At 63.1% G+C, this 18768-nt stretch carries 18 protein-coding genes; 10 read left to right on the forward strand and 8 right to left on the reverse strand.

Features of this window, described 5'->3' with window-relative positions:
* Nucleotides 1–21: 21 nt before the first annotated feature.
* Nucleotides 22–948, reverse strand: coding sequence for a 4-hydroxyproline epimerase (locus Q9451_RS09500; protein WP_012273705.1), 927 nt, complete (start codon nucleotides 946–948; stop codon nucleotides 22–24).
* Between the two features lie 23 nt (nucleotides 949–971).
* Nucleotides 972–2585, reverse strand: coding sequence for an APC family permease (locus Q9451_RS09505; RefSeq protein ID WP_012273704.1), 1614 nt, complete (start codon nucleotides 2583–2585; stop codon nucleotides 972–974).
* A 260-nt stretch (nucleotides 2586–2845) separates the two neighbouring features.
* Here Q9451_RS09505 and Q9451_RS09510 point away from each other — a divergent pair, with 260 nt between their 5' ends.
* A complete protein-coding gene (locus Q9451_RS09510) occupies nucleotides 2846–3628 on the forward strand; it encodes an AraC family transcriptional regulator (protein WP_012273703.1) in 783 nt (260 codons plus the stop codon).
* Here Q9451_RS09510 and Q9451_RS09515 read toward each other — a convergent pair.
* Complete coding sequence (locus Q9451_RS09515) at nucleotides 3616–4503, reverse strand: LysR family transcriptional regulator (RefSeq protein WP_012273702.1); 888 nt, start codon at nucleotides 4501–4503, stop codon at nucleotides 3616–3618. The genes Q9451_RS09510 and Q9451_RS09515 overlap by 13 nt on opposite strands.
* Nucleotides 4504–4644: 141 nt before the next feature.
* Between Q9451_RS09515 and moaB the strand changes: the two genes are divergently transcribed.
* Nucleotides 4645–5184: a molybdenum cofactor biosynthesis protein B gene (gene moaB / locus Q9451_RS09520; RefSeq protein ID WP_012273701.1), complete on the forward strand. Its 540-nt coding sequence runs from the start codon at nucleotides 4645–4647 to the stop codon at nucleotides 5182–5184.
* A 12-nt stretch (nucleotides 5185–5196) separates the two neighbouring features.
* Here moaB and Q9451_RS09525 read toward each other — a convergent pair whose 3' ends face one another.
* Entirely contained in the window at nucleotides 5197–6096 is a 900-nt protein-coding gene (locus Q9451_RS09525) for a bestrophin family protein (RefSeq protein ID WP_012273700.1), read from the reverse strand.
* A gap of 20 nt (nucleotides 6097–6116) precedes the next feature.
* On the reverse strand, nucleotides 6117–7121 hold the full coding sequence (gene moaA / locus Q9451_RS09530) for a GTP 3',8-cyclase MoaA (RefSeq protein ID WP_012273699.1): 1005 nt from the start codon (nucleotides 7119–7121) through the stop codon (nucleotides 6117–6119).
* Nucleotides 7122–7345: 224 nt separating this feature from the next.
* On the opposite strand from moaA, the gene Q9451_RS09535 reads away from it, so the two are divergent.
* Nucleotides 7346–9676, forward strand: a complete 2331-nt coding sequence (locus tag Q9451_RS09535) for an FdhF/YdeP family oxidoreductase (protein WP_012273698.1) — start codon at nucleotides 7346–7348, stop codon at nucleotides 9674–9676.
* Between the two features lie 56 nt (nucleotides 9677–9732).
* On the opposite strand, the gene Q9451_RS09540 is transcribed toward Q9451_RS09535, so the two are convergent.
* Nucleotides 9733–10194, reverse strand: a complete 462-nt coding sequence (locus tag Q9451_RS09540; protein WP_012273697.1) for an Lrp/AsnC family transcriptional regulator — start codon at nucleotides 10192–10194, stop codon at nucleotides 9733–9735.
* Nucleotides 10195–10286: 92 nt separating this feature from the next.
* On the opposite strand from Q9451_RS09540, the gene Q9451_RS09545 reads away from it, so the two are divergent.
* On the forward strand, nucleotides 10287–11468 hold the full coding sequence (locus Q9451_RS09545; protein WP_012273696.1) for an aminotransferase class I/II-fold pyridoxal phosphate-dependent enzyme: 1182 nt from the start codon (nucleotides 10287–10289) through the stop codon (nucleotides 11466–11468).
* A gap of 123 nt (nucleotides 11469–11591) precedes the next feature.
* On the opposite strand, the gene Q9451_RS09550 is transcribed toward Q9451_RS09545, so the two are convergent.
* The gene (locus tag Q9451_RS09550; protein ID WP_012273695.1) at nucleotides 11592–11828 is read right to left on the reverse strand and encodes a YdcH family protein; all 237 of its coding nucleotides are present in this window, start codon (nucleotides 11826–11828) and stop codon (nucleotides 11592–11594) included.
* Nucleotides 11829–12081: 253 nt separating this feature from the next.
* Here Q9451_RS09550 and Q9451_RS09555 point away from each other — a divergent pair, with 253 nt between their 5' ends.
* From Q9451_RS09555 to Q9451_RS09570, 4 genes are all read left to right on the forward strand, one after another.
* On the forward strand, nucleotides 12082–13719 hold the full coding sequence (locus Q9451_RS09555; protein ID WP_012273694.1) for a phosphoethanolamine--lipid A transferase: 1638 nt from the start codon (nucleotides 12082–12084) through the stop codon (nucleotides 13717–13719).
* A 139-nt stretch (nucleotides 13720–13858) separates the two neighbouring features.
* Nucleotides 13859–14992: a ribonuclease D gene (rnd, locus tag Q9451_RS09560; RefSeq protein WP_012273693.1), complete on the forward strand. Its 1134-nt coding sequence runs from the start codon at nucleotides 13859–13861 to the stop codon at nucleotides 14990–14992.
* Nucleotides 14989–15282 (forward strand): YcgL domain-containing protein, encoded by a 294-nt coding sequence (locus Q9451_RS09565; protein WP_012273692.1) that lies wholly within the window; start codon nucleotides 14989–14991, stop codon nucleotides 15280–15282. The genes rnd and Q9451_RS09565 overlap by 4 nt, the downstream gene beginning before the upstream one ends.
* 2 nt (nucleotides 15283–15284) lie before the next feature.
* A complete protein-coding gene (locus Q9451_RS09570; RefSeq protein ID WP_012273691.1) occupies nucleotides 15285–16217 on the forward strand; it encodes a D-2-hydroxyacid dehydrogenase in 933 nt (310 codons plus the stop codon).
* 58 nt (nucleotides 16218–16275) lie between these two features.
* On the opposite strand, the gene Q9451_RS09575 is transcribed toward Q9451_RS09570, so the two are convergent.
* Nucleotides 16276–16869 carry a nitroreductase family protein gene (locus Q9451_RS09575; RefSeq protein WP_012273690.1) on the reverse strand — a complete coding sequence of 198 codons (594 nt, stop codon included), beginning with the start codon at nucleotides 16867–16869 and terminating at the stop codon, nucleotides 16276–16278.
* Nucleotides 16870–17013: 144 nt separating this feature from the next.
* On the opposite strand from Q9451_RS09575, the gene Q9451_RS09580 reads away from it, so the two are divergent.
* A complete protein-coding gene (locus Q9451_RS09580) occupies nucleotides 17014–17463 on the forward strand; it encodes a YcgN family cysteine cluster protein (protein WP_041166560.1) in 450 nt (149 codons plus the stop codon).
* Between the two features lie 41 nt (nucleotides 17464–17504).
* Nucleotides 17505–18713: a hypothetical protein gene (locus Q9451_RS09585; protein ID WP_012273688.1), complete on the forward strand. Its 1209-nt coding sequence runs from the start codon at nucleotides 17505–17507 to the stop codon at nucleotides 18711–18713.
* Nucleotides 18714–18768 lie beyond the last annotated feature (55 nt).

Below are 18768 nucleotides of genomic sequence, written 5' to 3' on the forward strand. Positions count from 1 at the left end.
CAGTCGGAAAAAGGCCGAGGGTCAGATGCCCCAGGCGAAAGGGTCCTGTTCGTCGATCAGCAGGGTGCTGTCGGCGGTCATGTAGGCGCGGCCGGTGATGAACGGGCGAATGCGCTCGCCGTCGTGCTCGTAGCGGCCATGGAACTGGCTACCGGTGATACTGGCCTGCACCCAGGTCTGGCCTTCGGCAAGCTTGCCGTCGGCGGCCAGGCAGGCCAGCTTGGCGCTGGTGCCGGTGCCGCACGGCGAGCGGTCGTAAGCCTTGCCGGGGCACATCACGAAGTTGCGGCTGTCGGCGTTGGCGTCGTCGGCGAACAGCTCGACGTGGTCGATGGGGGCGCCGTTTTCGCCGGTGATACCCTGGGCTTCGAGGGCTTTGAGCATGGCCCAGGTGTACTCGGTCAGCGCTTCGCGGTTATCCAGTTCGATGCGCTGGCCATGCTCGGAAACGAGGAAGAACCAGTTGCCGCCCCAGGCGATGTCGCCGCGCACCACGCCATGGCCGGGCACGGCCACCGCCACCTGCTGGCGGTACCGGTAGGAGGGCACGTTGCCCACGGTGATGGCGCCGTCTTCATGCAGGGTGGCGCTGACCTGGCCGACCGGGGTGTCGATCTTGTGCTCGCCCGGCGCGATCAGGCCCAGGTGCTGCAGCGAGGCCACCAGGCCGATGGTGCCGTGGCCGCACATGTTCAGGTAGCCGGCGTTGTTGAAGAAGATCACCCCGCAGGTGGCGTCGGCCGACACCGGCGGGCAGTACAGCGCGCCCACCAGCACATCGTTGCCGCGTGGCTCCAGCAGGCAGGCCTTGCGCCATTGGTCGTGCAGCTCGCGCAGTTCGTCACGCTGTTCGGCCATGCTGCGGCCGTGCAGTTGCGGGAAGCCCCTCATCACCAGGCGGGTGGGTTCGCCGCCAGTGTGGGAGTCGATGACGTGAATCTGTTTCATGGGCTTGTCCCTTGCGTAAAAGATCAGGAAGCGACGGCAGCGGGGCGGCTGGGATAGGTTTCAGCGCTGGCTTCGCTTTCGTCTTCACCTTCCAGGCGTACCAGGTGGGCAGGTACGCCAGTCACAGCGCCCCAGTAGTAGATGCCCAGCGCGCAGGCGGCCACGGCCAGGGTGTCGAACGGGTGGGCTAGCACGCCCAGGCCGCCAAAACTGCCCAGCCACGACAGCAGGATGGTCACCGCGTAGAAGCCGATCAGCCACGCCGACGAGCGTACTTGCTGGGCCAGCGACAGGTGTTGGGTGGGCACGAAGCGGCCGCACAGCAGGTACAGCACGAACATCACGATCTGCAGGGCCAGCAACCACGACACGGTGTTCCAGCCCGACCAGTACACGATCAGCGCGGCGATGATGAACGACAGCGGGCCGAGCACGCCCATGCCCTTGACCCGGAACGGGCGCGGCATGTCTGGCGCGTTGCGGCGCAGGGCGGCGACGGTGACCGGGGCGACGGCGTAGCTCAGTACCAGGGCAGCCGATACCACGTTGATCAGCGCTTCCCACGATGGGAACGGCAGGGTCCAGAACACCGACAGGCCAAAGGTCAGCCACAGTGCCGGGCGTGGGATGCCGGATTCTGCGTCGATGCGGGTGAAGTACTTGAAGAAGGTGCCGGTCTGCGCCCAGCCATAGATCACGCGCGGGGTGGCGTTCATGTAGATGTTGCCGCAGCCGCTGGGCGAAATCACCGCATCGGCCACCACCAGGTAGGCCAACCAGCCCACACCCAGGGCCAGGGCGATATCTCGGTAGGGCAGGGCCAGCTCCTTGGTCACGCTGGCCCAGCCGTTGGCCAGCATTTCGGTGGGCACACTGCCAAGGAAGGCCAGTTGCAGCAGGGCGTAGATGGCGGTGGACAGCAGCACAGACAAGATCAGCGCGATCGGGATGGTGCGTTGCGGGTTCTTCACTTCGCTGGCCACCGAAATGATCGGCGTCAGGCCCAGGTAGGCGAAGATGATGCCGCCCGCCGACACGGCCATTTCCACGCCGGACAAGCCGAATGGGGCAAAGCCCTGAGCCTCGAAGTTTTCTGGTTTGAAGAAGGTGAACAGCACGCCGATCACCAGTAGCGGCACAATGAACTTGAACACGCTGACCAGGTTGTTGGCCTTGGCGAAGGTTTTCACGCTGCGGTAGTTGAGGAAGAAGAACAGCCCCAGCAGGGCGAACTGCACCAGCCAGCCGAGTACGGTCGGGTCACTGGAGCCGGCCTTGGTCAGCCCGGGAAACCAGGCGGCGGCGTATTGGCGTGAGGCGACCACTTCGATGGCAATCAGGCTGGAAAAGGCGATCAGCGTGATGAAGCCCATCAGGTAGCCCAGCAGTGGGCCGTGCGAATACACCGGGTAGCGCACCACGCCACCGGCACGGGGCAGGGCGGCGCCTAGCTCGCAGTAGACGATGCCCAGCAGCAGTACGGCGAACCCGCCAAGGAACCAGGAAAGGATGCCAGCCGGGCCAGCGATGGCCGAGACGTGGCTGGCGGCGAACAGCCAGCCGGAGCCGAAGATGGCGCCTAGGCCGATGAAGGTGAGGTCCAGCAGTGATAACTGTTTTTTGAATTTGCCTGACATGGGTTCGCCTTTTTGTTGGTTATTGGATAGGCAGGTCTGATGTCACGAGATGCGGCTTTTTGGGCCGCGCTCTTGTAGGACTTGGGCGGCTTGCGTGGGGCATAGAGTGAACCGGTCGGGTCGGCGGTTCTTGATGGTTTTCTGCAGAGGGGGTGACGAAATCGGCACAGTTGCAGAAAAACGATGGCAAGGCGCACAGCTGGACGATAGGCTGAAAGCCACACTGCATAAGGGCCGGCACAGCCAGCAGAGAACCGAAGATGACCGTCAACCCCTTGGCCACCCTCTACCATTCCATCGACCAGCACCGCCCCGCCACCCTCGAGGCCTTGCTCGCCGGTGTATCGCTGCTGCTGCCGATTCTCGACGCCATCCCCAACGCCGCCATCTTCATCAAGGACCCGGCTGCCCGTTACGTACTGGCCAACGACACCCTGGTTCAGCGCTGCGGCCTCAAGCGCCTGCAGCCGTTGCTGGGCAAGACCAGCGCCGAAGTGTTTCCGGCACAGCTGGGCCCTGGCTACACCGAGCAGGACCGTCGCGTTCTCAAGGAGGGGCTGGTACTGGAAGACCAGTTGGAGCTACACCTGTACGGCAGCCGTGAACCGGGCTGGTGCCTGACCCACAAGCGCCCGTTGTACAACCAGGCGGGCGAGATCATCGGCCTGGTTGGCATTTCGGTAGATTTGCAGTCAGCCGCCGACAGCCACCCTGCCTACCAGCGCCTGGCCGCGGTGGACGAGCATATTCGGCGGCATTTCCACCAACCGATCAGCATGGGCGAGCTGACCCGCATTGCCGGCATTTCCGTGGCCCAGCTGGAGCGCTACTGCAAGCGGGTGTTCCACCTCACGCCCCGGCAGATGATCCACAAGGCGCGCCTGGAGCACGCCCACCGCTTGCTGCATTCGGCGCTACCGATCACTGAAGTGGCGATGTGCTGCGGCTACACCGACCACAGCGCCTTCAGCCGCCAGTTCAAGCAACTGACCGGCTTCACCCCGCGCCAGTACCGCCAGGCGACTGCCGATCAGGTGGCTTGAAACAGCCCGCGCGCTTCGGCAAAGCATTGTTCGGCAATTGCCGAGCGCGGCTCGCTGCGGCGCAGCAGCAAACCGACCGGGCTATGGATGGCGGCGTCGGCCACCGGCAGTATACGCAGGTGTTCGCTGAGGTCTTCCAGGCCGCAGTCAAGCGGCATGATCGCGCAGCACATGCCGGTGTTGATCGCCTGGATCAGCTGGAAGCTCGAGTCGCTCTCCAGCACCGCATTGGGCTCCAGGCCACGGCTGCGGAAGCTCAGGTCCAGCGACTGGCGGTAGTGCATGCCTTTGCTCAGCAGCCCTAGCGGAATGTCGCCGAGTTCGTCCCAACGCAGCGTGTCGCTGGCGAACTGGAAGTGCCGAGTGTCGTGCAGCAGGCCCATGGTGGTCGTGCCCAGCTCGATCACGTCGAAGAAGCTGGTGTTGACCTGGTCCAGGTAGCAGATACCCAGGTCGAGCTGGTTGCGGCTGAGCCCGTCGATGACCTGCTCCGAGCTCAGCGAGCTGAGCTGAAAGTGCAGTTCGGGGTACTTTTCGCGCAGCGGCAGCAGCAGGTGCATGGGGTTGAAGCTGGCCAGCGGCACGGTGCCCAGGCGCAGGCTGCCGACCACCTGGCCGCGGCAGCTGGCGGCCTCGGCCTGCAGGCCGTCGTGGGCGGCGAGCAGGGTGCGGGCCCAGGCCAGGATGCGCTCGCCGGCCTCGGTGAAACCCTCGAAGCGCTGGCCACGCTTGACCAGTACCAGGTCCAGTTCGTCTTCCAGGTTGCGCAGGCGCATGGACAGCGTCGGCTGGGTGATATGGCACAGCGCCGCGGCCTGGCCGAAGTGGCGGGTCTGGTCGAGGGCGATGAGGAACTTGAGCTGCTTGATGTCCATGGAAGTGCCTGGCGTCTGGTTGTGCAGACCATAACCTACGTCTGCGATAGATGTCATTGATCGGCCGGTACGCCATATCGATTGGACGCACCTGGGGCCATGCCTCTAGCGTGGTGACAATGCCATTCAAGGAGCTTCACCGTGCGCGTCCAACCCGATGCGGTCTTCGTACCGCTGAACATCGCCGTGCTGACTGTCAGCGACACCCGTACCTACGACAACGATACTTCCGGCGAGCTGCTGGCCAGCCGCTCGGTAGAGATCGGCCATCGACTGGTGGCGCGGGCACTGCTCAAGGACGACCTGTACAAGATCCGCGCCCAGGTGGCTACCTGGATTGCCGATGAGCAGGTGCAGGTGGTGCTGATAACCGGTGGTACCGGCTTTACCGGGCGCGACAGCACGCCAGAAGCAGTCGAGTGCCTGCTGGATAAGCGTATCGATGGTTTTGGCGAGCTGTTCCGGGCGTTGTCGATTCTCGATATTGGCAGCTCGACCGTGCAAAGCCGGGCGCTGGCCGGGTTGTCCAATAGAACCTTGGTATGCTGCCTGCCGGGCTCCACCGGGGCTTGCCGTACCGCGTGGGAGGGGATTTTGGCAGAGCAGTTGGATGCCCGACACCGGCCCTGCAACTTCGTCAAACACCTGCTGCCGATCGAGGCCTGTGCAAGCCGGGGCTGATGCTGCTGCCTGTCAGCTCAACACATACCCCACCGGCAACAACGCCGGTGGTAACTGCTGTTCCCCCAGCCCCGCCAGCACATCCCGTTCCACCGTGCGCACCAGGGCATCGGTCGGCAGGTCGTTCTCATCCCGCCCGAATGGGTCTTCCAGTTCGTTGCCAATCGCATCCAGCCCGAAGAAGGTGTACCCCACGATGGTGGTGAACAACGGCGCCAGCCAGCCCAGCGGCTCGGCCAGGGCAAACGGTAGCAGAATGCAAAAAATGTAGATGGTACGGTGCAGCAACAGCGTGTAGGGAAACGGCAAGGGGGTGAACTTGATCCGCTCGCAAGTGGCCTGCACTTCGGTCAGGCCCACCAGGCGTTGTTCCAGCAGGCTGTAGCGCCAATCACTGATCTGTTGTCGTTCGGCCAGGCGTGAGCAGTGCTCGCCTATTTCACGCAGGATACCGTCGCACACGTTGTGCGGGCTGATTGTCTCCGACCGGGCCAGCCAGGGGCGAGCGGCCGCCAGGTCGTCCTCGTTACGCAGCCGGGCATTCAGTGCATGGGCATAGCCGCACAGGCTGCGCAGCAGCTCGGCTCGCAACTGCTGGTCGGCAATGACCACGCTTTCACGCACGAACGAACGCGTTTCGATGATCAGCTTGCCCCAGGCCTTGCGCCCCTCCCACCAACGGTCGTAGCAGGCGTTGTTGCGAAAGCTCATGAAAATCGACAGCGACAGGCCCAGCAAGGTGAATGGGGTGGCGCTGACCGGGTAGAAAAACGCCGGGAAATGCCGCTCGACCAGCACGATCAGCGCGGCCAGCAGGGTGACCATCAGGCAACGCAAGGCAATGCGTTTGACGATCGACCCCTTGAGGGTGAACAGCACACGCAGTACATCGGGGGTGGGGTGGACGATCATGGAAATCCAGAGGCGGCTGCTCAGCCGCCGGTCATGTTCATGAAGCGCAGGATCTGCACCTCGCCGCCGACTTCGAAGTGATGGCGGTAGGGCTTGAGGTGCAGCGAATCGCGGATGGCCTTTTCCAGGCGCTCGGGGTTGCCTGGGTGGGCGCGCAGCACGTGCTTGAGGTCTACCGAATGTTCGTTGCCCAGGCACAGCAGCAGGCGGCCTTCGACGGTGAGGCGCACACGGTTGCAGGTGGCGCAGAAGTTGTGGCTGTGCGGGGAAATGAAACCGACCCGGGTGTTGGCCGCTTCGGCCAGGCGCCAGTAACGGGCCGGCCCTTGGGATGACTCGGTCGATTCGATCAGGGTGAATTGCCCTGCCAGGCGTTCACGTACTTCATCGCTGGAGCAGAACGATTCGCCGCGCTCATGTTCGCTGATGGTGCCCAGTGGCATTTCTTCGATGAAGGTGATGTCCAGTTCGCGGTCGATGGCAAAACGCACCAGGTCGACCAGTTCATGGTCGTTGCGGCCTTTGAGTACCACGCAGTTGAGCTTGGTGCGTTTGAAACCGGCCTGGCGTGCGGCGTCGATGCCAGCGACCACCTGGGCCAGGTCGCCGGTGCGGGTCAGCTGTTTGAAGCGGTCGGTATCCAGGCTGTCGAGGCTGATGTTCAGGCGCGTGACGCCTGCGTCGAACAGTGGTTGGGCCAGGCGCCCGAGTTGCGAACCATTGCTGGTCATGCACAGCTCGCGCAGGCCGGGCAGGGCGGCGATGCGCCCGCACAGCTCGACGATGCCCTGGCGTACCAGGGGCTCGCCGCCGGTCAGGCGGATCTTGCGGGTGCCCAGGGCGACGAAGCGCTCGGCTACCTGGAACAGTTCTTCGAGGCTGAGGATTTGCTGGCGCGGCAAAAACTGCATGTCTTCAGCCATGCAGTACACGCAACGGAAGTCACAGCGGTCGGTGACCGACATCCGCAGGTAGTCGATTTTCCGGTTGAAGCCGTCGATCAGGGCCCGGCTGTTCTGTTCCACGTGCGCGCTCGAATGGGTTGGGACACAACTCCAAGCTATAACCTGGCCGCAGGGCCGTCAAATTGCTTTGCCCGACTGATTGATCAATGGCCTCTATGACGGCCACACGCGGGTTTCAGCCGGTGATCGAAACCGCTTATCACGCCGTAAGATCTTTCGATTGGACGCCCCCGCCCCACGCTCAATAGGCTGGAAAAAAGCATCGAAGCGTGAGGATTCATCGCATGAGCCAGGACGAACACATCAGGGACTACAAAGGCGCCGCCGCCGGCTGGGGTGCGCTCAAAAGCGTGACCAAGAGCTGGCTGGGCAGCGAAAATGCCTTCAAGAACCTGCGGGCCATGCTCAGGACCAACCAGAACGGCGGCTTCGATTGCCCCGGCTGCGCCTGGGGCGAGTCACCGGAAAGCGACATGGTCAAGTTCTGCGAGAACGGCGCCAAGGCAGTCAACTGGGAGGCCACTGGCCGCTCGGTGGACCCGGCGTTCTTTGCCAGGTACAGCGTCAGCGCGCTGAAGGAACAGACCGACTACTGGCTCGAATACCAAGGCCGTCTCACGCACCCAATGCGCTACGACGCCGCCACCGATCACTATGTCGAAACCACCTGGCAAGAGGCCTTCGAGCTGGTCGCTCGGCACTTGCGTGCGTTGCAGTCGCCGGATGAGGCCGAGTTCTACACCTCGGGCCGGGCCAGCAACGAGGCGGCGTTCCTCTATCAGCTGTTCGTGCGCGCCTACGGCACCAACAACTTCCCCGACTGCTCGAACATGTGCCACGAAGCCAGCGGCGCGGGCATGTCGGAAACCCTTGGCGTGGGCAAGGGCACCGTGGTGTTCCACGATCTGGAGCTGGCCGACGCGATCTTCGTCATCGGCCAGAACCCCGGCACCAACCACCCGCGCATGCTCGAACCGTTGCGCGAAGCGGTCAAGCGCGGGGCCCAGGTAGTCTGCTTCAACCCGTTGAAAGAGCGTGGCCTGGAGCGCTTCCAGCACCCGCAGCACCCGTTCGAAATGCTCAGCAACGGCTCCGAGCCGACTTCCAGCGCCTACTTCCGCCCAGCCTTGGGTGGAGACATGGCGGCCATGCGCGGCATCGCCAAGTTCTTGTTGCAGTGGGAGCGCGACGCCCAGGCCAAGGGTGAACCGGCGGTGTTCGACCACGCCTTCATCGCCGAGCACACCAGCGGCGTCGATGACTACCTGGCAGCGGTCGACGCCACCACCTGGGAGCATATCGTCAAGCAATCCGGCCTGACCCTGGCCGAGATCGAGCTGGCCGCGCGCATGTACCGCAAGGCCGAGCGGGTCATCATGTGCTGGGCCATGGGCGTCACCCAGCACCGCCATTCGGTGCCGACCGTGCAGGAAATCGTCAACCTGCAGCTGCTGCGCGGCAACGTCGGCAAGCCCGGTGCCGGCCTGTCGCCGGTGCGTGGCCACAGCAACGTGCAGGGCGACCGCACCATGGGTATTGACGAGAAACCCAAGGCGGCGCTGCTCGATGCCATCGAAAAACGCTTCCAGTTCCGTGTGCCGCGTGCCCACGGGCACAACGCGGTGTTGGCGATCAAGGCCATGGAAGAGGGGCGGGCCAAGGTGTTCGTCGCCCTGGGTGGCAACTTTGCCCAAGCCACCCCCGACACTCCGCGCACCCACGCGGCACTGCAGAACTGTGCGCTGACCGTGCAGATTTCCACCAAGCTCAACCGCTCGCACCTGGTCACCGGCCGCGATGCGCTGATTTTGCCGTGCCTGGGCCGTACCGAAATCGACCTGCAGGCCGAAGGGCCGCAAGGCGTGACCGTGGAAGACACCTTCAGCATGGTGCACATTTCCAACGGCCAATTGCGTCCACGCTCGCCGCACATGCGCTCGGAGCCGTGGATCATTGCCGGCATGGCCAAGGCCACGCTGGGCAACCAGCCGATCGACTGGGAGTATGCGGTGGCCGACTATAACCGCATTCGTGACATGATTGCCGATGTGATCCCTGGTTTCACCGGTTTCAACGAACGCCTCCATAGCCCAGGCGGTTTCCACCTGGGCAACACTGCCGCTGATCGCAACTTCCGCACGGCCACGGGCAAGGCCCGCTTCATGCCCCACGCGCTGCCCGAAGAGTTGGTCAACGCCAAGGTACTGGCCCGTGGTGACAAACCCGACCTGATCCTGCAGACCCTGCGTTCGCATGACCAGTACAACACCACCCTCTATGGCCTGGACGACCGCTACCGCGGGGTGTTTGGCCTGCGTGAAGTGGTGTTCGTCAACGAGGCCGACATCCGCCGCCTAGGCTTCGAGCCGGGCGAGCAGGTGGACCTGGTGTCGCTGTGGGAGGATGGCGTTGAGCGACGGGTGTCGGGCTTTCGCCTGGTGGCGTATGACGTGCCCGAGGGGCAGGCAGCTGCGTACTACCCGGAGACCAACCCGCTGGTGCCGTTGGAAAGTTATGGCGAAGGGACCTACACCCCGACCTCGAAATTTGTGGCGATCAAGGTTGAGAAAGCCAAGGCGGGGAACCGGATTGCGGCGGTGTTGGCAGCGGATTGATGGGTTGCCTGTACCGGCGTATTCGCGGGCTTGCCCGCGAAGAATCCAGCGCCGATTCAGGCGCGATGCACGGGGTAAGCCGTGGTGTATTTCATCTGCTCCATGGCAAAGCTGGAGGTGATGTTCGACAACCCATCGGTACGGGTAATCAGCTTTTTGTAGAACCGGTCATACGCCGAGATATCCCCCACCACCACCCGCAGCATGTAGTCCCAATCCCCTGACATGCGGTAGAACTCCATCACTTCTTCGAACCCCGTCACGGTCGCGGCGAACTGCTCCAGCCAGGCGCTGTCGTGGCGCTGGGTCTTGAGCTGGACGAACACGGTAAGCCCCAGCCCGAGCCGTTCGGGGTCGAGCAGGGCGACACGGCCGAGGATGTAGCCGTCTTCCTCCAGGCGCTTGACCCGCTTCCAGCACGGCGTGGTGGACAGGTTGACGGCCTCGGCCAGGTCCTTCAGCGAGATCGAAGCGTCGCGCTGAAGCAGGGTGAGAATGTGCTGGTCGAAACTGTCCATATCGCGCGCTGGCCGTGCAGAAAAATATTTCACAGATTACCCCAAGCCCAGACGATTTGGGTTATGCGATAGTGGCGACTTTCACTCTGCCAATGGGCCTGACCATGTCCGAAAAGCCGCGCAATTTCGCCACCCGCACCATTCACGCCGGCGAGCAGTTCAGCGTCGCCGATAACGCCATTTTCCCGGCCATCGTCACCGCCAGCTCGTTCACCAAGCGCAGCCTGGACGACAAGCCGGAATATTCCTACAGCCGCGTCGGCAACCCGACCCGGCATGCCTACGAAACCTGCGTTGCCGCCCTGGAAGAAGGTGTGGGCGCAGTGGCCTGCGCCTCAGGGGTGAATGCCACCGCGACCGTGCTGGAGCTGCTGCCCAAAGATGCTCATGTGGTGGTGATGAACGGTGTGTACGGTGGCACCTTCCGCATCATGGAAGACTACCGCAGCCGCACTTCGGGCCTGACCACCACCTACGTCGACCTCAACGACCTCGAGGCCGTGGCGGCTGCGATCAAGCCGCAAACCCAACTGATCTGGATCGAATCGCCGACCAACCCGTTGCTGCACCTGGTCGACATCAAGGCGGTATGCGACCTGGCCAAGGCGCGGGGTATTCTGACCTGTATCGACAACACCTTCTGCTCACCGTGGAACCAGCGCCCGATCACCCTGGGCGTGGACCTGGTGATGCACTCGGCCAGCAAATACATCGGCGGCCACTCCGACCTAACGGGTGGTGTGGTGGTGGCAGCCAATGATGCGCTGCTGGCGCGCCTGCGCCGTATCAGCATGGCGATTGGTGCGGTGCAGGGGCCGTTCGACTGCTACCTGGCCCTGCGCGGTCTGAAGACCCTGGATGTACGCATGGAACGCCAATGCGCCAATGCCTTGCAAGTGGCCCGCTTCCTCGAAAGCCACGCGCAGGTCGAGCAGGTGTATTACCCAGGGTTGGAAAGCCACCCACAGCATGCGCTGTGCAAGCGTCAAATGCGCAGTGGCGGTGCGGTGGTGGCGATGAAGGTGAAGGGCGACCGCGCTGCGCTCAACCGCCTGGTGGAGGCGCTGCAGATCTTTGTGCTGGCCGACTCGCTGGGTGGGGTGGAGAGCATGATCAACCACTCCTGGAGCATGTCGCACTGCTCGTTGAGCCCTGAGCAGAAAGGGGTGATGGGGATCAGCGAGAACCTGCTGCGGCTGTCGGTGGGGATCGAGGACTACCGCGACCTGGTCGAGGACCTGGATGGGGCGCTGAAAGCGCTGGTTGCTGTGTAAGGGCAACTGGCTTCTTCGCGGGCTTGCCCGCTTCCACAGGTACTCCACAGGTCTTGAGGGCCGTGGTGACTCTGTGGGAGCGGGCGAGCCCGCGAAGAGGCCGGCAGGTTCAATGAATGCCCGTCAGGATTTGGGCGGATGAATGATCCGTTCGATCTTGTCCTTGATCAGTAACCTTTCCTTGCGCAGGCGGTTGACGGCCTCGTCGTTGGTGCCGTTGCCTTCGGCGGCGACCACCTCCTTGTCCTTGGCGTTGTACTCCTTGTGCAGTTTGTGCAGGTCGTGGTCCTTGTCTATGAGCGCCTGGAATGCATCAGCGGTAACGTGCAGGTCAGCGAGCAGATCATGCGGAACTGGCATTTCTTCACCTCTGTCAGGGTTGTCGGTAAGGTCCTGACCACTGAGGATAGCTGCCTTTGCGCAGGCTTGTAGCGGCCGCCCAGCCTGAATGGCAGCTGAATGGCTTTCAGGTAATTGATAAAAGACGCGCCTTCACGAAATTGTTACCGACTTTTTCACGAAAAATTGATGACGCGCTTTCTAGAGTTCGCCCAACTTTCCCACGGTGCCAATTGGCCTGGGGGTTGATAATCACTCTTGATTGCGAACACTGATGCTCAACTTCAAATCCCTGCGGACTGAATGGGTCACGCTGCTGGCCAGCCTTTACCTGCTGATCGGCTTCAACATGTTCCTTTGGGGGCATCTGCAAGAGATTGTGCCCGCCGGCCTGTCGGGGCTCTGGCTGAGCCTGGCGTTTGCCGTGCTGATGCTGTTCGCTTTCAATCTAATCCTCACGTTGTTTGCCTTCCGCTATGTATTGAAGCCGGTACTTATCGTGTTGTTCATGAGTGGCGCGGGTGTGGCTTACTTCATGAATCAGTACGGCGTACTTATTGACTCTGGCATGTTCCGTAATATGGCCGAGACCAATGTTGCGGAAGTGCGCGACCTGATGTCGTTCAAGTTTGCCGCCTATATTCTGCTGCTGGGCGTACTGCCTTCGGTTCTGTTGTGGAAAGCGCCGATCGCCTACCGTGCCTGGCACCGCGAGCTGCTGGGCAAGCTGGTGGTCAGCGGTGCCTGCGTGGTGGCCCTCGGCTCGGTAGCGTTGGTCAATTATCAAGGGTTGTCGTCGCTGTTTCGCAATCACCATGAACTGCGCCTGATGCTGACCCCAAGCAATATCGTCGGGGCCTCCATTGGTTATGTCAGCGAGCGTGTCGGTACCGCCTCGCGCCCGTTCCAGAATTATGGCGAAGATGCCAAGCGTGATGCAGCCTGGCAAAAACATGAGCGCAAGTCGCTGACCGTGCTGGTGGTTGGGGAAAGTGCCCGGGCAGACCATTTCGGTGTGCTGGGCTACGACCGCGACACCACGCCGAACCTCGCCAAGCAACAGGGCTTGCTGGCGTTTTCCGACGTGCACTCGTGCGGTACGGAAACGGCGGTCTCGGTGCCGTGCATGTTCTCTGGCATGACGCGCAAGGACTACGATGCCCGCGTGGCCAAGAACCGCGAAGGGCTGCTGGACATCCTCCAGCGTGCCGGCCTGGCCGTGCAGTGGCGTGACAACCAGTCGGGTTGCAAGGGTACCTGCGACCGGGTGCAGTTCATCGATGTCAGCAATCTCAAGGACCCGCAACTGTGTGCCAATGGCGAATGCCATGACCAAATCCTGCTGCAGGGCCTGGACGAGCTGATCGACAACCTCGACAAGGACACCGTGCTGGTGCTGCACCAGATGGGCAGCCACGGCCCCGAGTATTTCAAGCGCTACCCCAGTGGCGAAGAACGCTTCACCCCGGTGTGCCAGAGCAACGCGCTGAACCAGTGCAGCGAGCAGGAAATCATCAACGGCTACGACAACACCCTGGCCTATACCGACAAGGTGCTGGCCTCACTGATCGACACCCTGCGCAGCAAGCAGGACAAGGTCGACACGGCGATGATCTACCTGTCCGACCATGGCGAGTCGCTGGGTGAGTACAACCTGTTCCTGCACGGCACGCCGTACGCCATTGCCCCCGAGCAGCAGAAGCACGTACCGCTGCTGACCTGGTTCTCCGACAGCTACAAGGAAGACTTTGGCATCGATACCGACTGCCTGGCCAAGCTCAGCGATGCCCCGCTGTCGCAGGACAACCTGTTCCATTCGATGCTCGGCCTGTTGCAGGTGCGCACCGAGGTCTACCGGCAGTCGCTGGACATGTTCGCCAGTTGCCGGCCTTGGCTGGCGGCCAAGCGCTGAAACGAAGCGCGCTTTCCGTGGGCGCGGGCGTGCCCGCCCCCACATAACTGCACCACTGATCGATATCAAGGATGGCCCGGGTTTCACCAGCAGTGCCCGCGCCGTATATACTGCGCGCCAATGTTAGTGGGAGAGCCTTGTGGCCATCGAAATTCACTGGATCCGTGACGACCAGAGCCTGGCCGAACACTGCCGCGACTGGCACCAACTGCCCTTCGTCGCCGTCGATACCGAATTCATGCGGGTCGACACCTTCTACCCTAAAGCCGGGCTGATCCAGATCGGCGACGGCCAGCGGGCCTTTTTGATCGATCCATTGCTGATCGGTGACTGGCAACCTTTGGCCGACTTGCTGGAAGACAGCGGTGTGGTCAAGGTGCTGCACGCCTGCAGCGAAGACCTCGAAGTGCTGTTGCGCCTGACCGGCAAGCTGCCCCAACCACTGTTCGACACGCAGTTGGCCGCCGGTTACCTGAACCTGGGCTTCTCCATGGGTTATTCGCGCCTGGTGCAGGACGTGCTGGGCATCGAACTGCCCAAGGGTGAAACCCGCTCCGACTGGCTGCAACGCCCGCTCTCGGAAACCCAGGTCAGCTACGCTGCCGAAGATGCCGTGCACCTTGCCGAATTGTTCACCGAGCTGCGCCCGCGTTTGAGCGACGACAAGTACACCTGGGTGCTGGAAGACGGCGCCGAGCTGGTGGCCGCGTTGCGCCGTGAAGTCGAGCCCGAAACCCTGTACCGCGACGTGAAACTGGCCTGGAAGCTGGCGCCTCAGCAACTGGCCGTGCTGCGTGAGCTGTGCGCCTGGCGCGAGCGCGAAGCACGCCACCGCGACGTGCCGCGTAACCGCATCCTCAAAGAGCACTCGCTGTGGCCCATGGCCAAGAGCCAGCCAAACAACCTGTCGGCGTTGGCCAAGATCGACGAGATGCACCCGCGCACCATTCGTCAGGACGGAGAGTTTCTCATCCAGCTGATCAAGCGCGCCGCCAGCCTGCCCGCCGAACAATGGCCGCAGGTGTTGCCCGAGCCGCTGCCGATCGAAGCCGCTGGCATCCTCAAGCAGCTGCGTGCCATCGGCCAGGCCGAAGGCGAGCGCCTGGGGATTGCCCCTGAGCTGATGCTGCGCAAGAAAACCCTGGAGGCGCTGCTCAAGAGCGGTTACCCCCATGGTCCTTATCAACTGCCCGATTCGCTGCGCGGCTGGCGCCGTGAGCGTATGGGCCAGGCCCTGCTGGACAACCTTGCAGGTGCCGGAGAGATTCGATGAAACGCATTTGCTCGATTTACAAGAGCCCACGCAAGAACGAAATGTACCTGTACGTGCTCAAGGCTGACGGCCTGGAGCGCGTGCCCGAAGGCCTGCTGCCGTTCTTCGGCACCCCGATGCACGCGTTCGACCTGGTGCTCAGCCCTGAGCGCAAGCTGGCCCGCGAGGACATCACCAAGGTGCTGGAAAACCTCGACAACCAGGGCTACCACCTGCAGATGCCGCCGGCGGAAGACGAGTATATCGAGCACCTGCCCGAAGAGCTGCTGCGCCGTAACGACCCGGTCTGATCATGCGTGTACTGATTGCCGAGCATGATCATGCTCGATACGCCGAGCTGTTGCGCGCAGCCGCACCTGAAGTGGAAGTCTTGACCAGCGGCGACTCTGCCGAACTGGCCCGCCTGGCGCCTCAGTGCCCGGTGTGGCTGGGCCAGCCGGACCTGCTGGCAAGCCTGCTGCGCCAGGGCCACAAACCGGGCTGGATGCAGTCGACCTGGGCCGGTATCACGCCGTTGCTGGCCGATGGGCTGCCGCGTGATTACCGCCTGACCCGTGCAGTGGGCATCTTCGGCCAAGTGATGGCCGAATACATGCTCACCTACATGCTTGGCCACGAGCGCGAGGTGCTGTCGCGCCTGGTCAGCCAGGTCGAGCGGCGTTGGGATGACCGCCCGGGGCGCAGCCTGGAAGGGCGCAAGGTGCTGGTTGTCGGCACAGGCGACATTGGCCAGCGTGTGGCCGAGTTTCTGCAGCCGTTTGGCGTGGTGCTGTACGGGGTTGCCAGCAGCGCCCGTGAACAGGCGCCGTTCGTCGAGGTGGCGGCGCTGGCCGACCTGCCGCGCATGGTTGCCCAGGTCGACTACGTGCTCAACCTGCTGCCGGACACGCCGGCCACCCATGACCTGTACGACGCGGCGCTGTTCAAGTGCTTCCAGCCCTCGGCCTTGTTCATCAATGCCGGGCGCGGGGTGGCGGTGGTCGATGCCGACCTGGTAGAGGCGTTGAAGGAAGGCCATCTCGCCGGTGCGGTGATCGATGTCTGCCGGCAGGAGCCGTTGCCCAAGCAGCACCCGTTCTGGACCGCATGGGGCTTGCTGCTCACCGGGCACAGCTCGGCACCCACCTCGCCTGCGGCGATGGTGCGGTTGTTTGTCGAGAATGCACGGGCTTATGAAGCGGGGCAGGGGCTGCGTGGCGAAGTGGACTTCGCTCGGGGCTACTGAATTCTGTTGTCTGTACCGTCCTTTTCGCAGCACACGGCCGGTACAGCCAACCCCTAGCTTACAGGCTGAAATCGCCCTCGGCCGCCAGCTCGCTCAACGGCTTGCGTGGGCTCGGTACTTCACGCGCCTGCAGCGCCTCGTCCAGGCTGGCCTTGTCACCCAGCTTGCCGATCGCCACCATGGCATGCAGCACATAGCCTTCAGGAATCTTCAGTTCCTGACGCGCCAGGTCCTGGTCGAAGCCGGCCATGCCATGGGTATGCCAGCCGCTGATGCTGGCTTGCAGCGCCAGGTGCCCCCAGGCGGAGCCGGTGTCGAAGGTGTGCCACAGCGCCGGTTTTTCTTCCGTAGCGCCTGGGGCCGCGAACGTGGTCTTGGAAATGACCAGCACCAGTGCCGACGCCTGTTGCGCCCAGCTACGGTTGAACGGCACCAGCAGGCTCAGGTAGCGCTCCCAGCTCGGCGTGTCACGGCGGGCATAAAGGAAGCGCCAAGGCTGCGAGTTGTACGCCGACGGTGCCCAACGGGCGGCTTCAAGGAAGCTCAGCAGGGTTTCTTCGCTGATTGGCTCGGCGGTAAAGGCGCGTGGCGACCAGCGGTTGATGAACTGCTCGTTGATGGCGTAATCGGCAATGCGGGGGTTGGCGCTCATGGCGGCTCCTGCAAACGGACGGGAAAAGCGCACGCTACTGCGTTCCGTCGCGACTGACAAGCGGTCTGGCTTTGCCGAAGGCCAGGCTCTAGACTGGCGCCGCCGCGCGCCGTGGCCCCAAGATGAATGCAGGAACCCCGTGTGATGATCGCTGAAAACGCGCCGTTCTGGCGGCGCAAGACCCTCGAACAACTCAGCCCGCAAGAGTGGGAGGCGCTGTGTGACGGCTGCGGCCTGTGCTGCCTGCAAAAGCTCGAGGACGAAGACGACAACAGCGTCTATTACACGCGCATCGCCTGCAAGCTGCTGGACCTTGATTCCTGCCAGTGCAGCGACTACCCCAACCGCTTCGCCCAGGTGCCGGACTGCATCCAGCTCACCCCAGGCAAGGCCGACCAATTCAAGTGGCTGCCGAGTACCTGCGGCTACCGCCTGGTCAGTGAGGGCAAGGACCTGCCAGCCTGGCATCACCTGGTTTGTGGCGATCGTCAACAGGTCCATGAACAGCGCATTTCCCAGTCGGGGCGTATGCTCAGGGAGCAGGATGTGCACGAAGACGACTGGGAAGACCACCTGATCTTCCGCGCCAGCTGACCGGCGCGGCCCGCTGCCACGGGGAAACAAGGAGTTTCTGTATGCGTTGCCAGCTGTTCTTGCTGTTGGGCCTGATGGCCAGTTCGCCAGCCTGGGCGAAAAAAGTCGACCTCGACTACCAGGTGCGCCTGCTGCCTGCCAGTGGTCAGGCGCAAGTCCGCGTGACATTGGCCGACGGCAGCGCCGTGCGCAGCCTGGACTTCGACCTGGGCAAGGCCGGTGCCTACAGTGGCTTCCAGGCAGATGGCCAATGGCAACTCAAGGGCCAGCGTGGTGTGTGGCAGCCGGCGGCGGGCAAGACCAGCCTCAGCTACCGCGTGCAGTTGGACCAGAAACTGACCAGTGGCGCTTATTCATCGCGCATTACCCCGCATTGGGCGCTGTTTCTCGGCGATCAGCTGATACCGCCTGCGCGTCTCGATCAGCAGGATGGCACGGAGCTTGTGGCGCGCCTGGCTTTCGACCTGCCCGAAGGGTGGAAAAGCATCGAAACCTCATGGCCGCGTATTGGCAAGGACAAATTCCGCATCGACAACGTTTCGCGCCTGTTCGATCGCCCGACCGGCTGGATGCTGGCCGGTGACCTGGGCAGCCGCCGTGCCCGCCTGGGCGATACCGAAGTGACCGTTGCCGCGCCGGTGGGGCAGGGCATGCGGCGTATGGACAGCCTGACCTTGCTCACATTCGTCTGGCCGCAATTGCAGGCAGTGTTCCCGCGCAATCCGCCAAAGCTGCTGCTGGTGGGGGCGCGTGACGGCATGTGGCGTGGGGCGATGGCGGCCCAGGGTTCGCTGTACCTGCACAGTGCTCGGCCGATGGTCAGCGAGAATGGCAGCAGCCCGTTGCTGCGCGAAGTGGTGCAGCTGTTTGCGCAGATTCATGGGCGCGACGGCAATGACTGGTTGGTAGAGAGCCTGACCGATTACTACGCCAGCGAGTTGCTGCGCCGTTCCGGTGGTGTAAGCGATGACCGTTACCAGGCCTGGCAGGCCCGCCTGAGCAAGCAAGGCGCCAAGGTCACCCGGCTCAAGGGCGAGCGCACAAGCCCGGCCCAGGTGGCCCGTGGGGTGATCTTGCTTCAGGCACTGGACAAGGAAATCCGCATTCACACCCAGGCCAAGCGCTCGCTGGACGATGTGGTGCGCGGGTTGATGCGCCTGCCCAGCGTCAGTACCGAGGACTTCGTGCAGATCAGCGAGAATGTGCTGGGCCGGCGTTCCGAGGTGTTGCAGAGCAAGGCGTTGCGCTAGGCACTTTTGTTACCTGTACCGACCTCTTCACGGGCCTGCCCGCGAAGAGGTCGGT

The organism is Pseudomonas sp. NY8896, assembly GCF_039634505.1.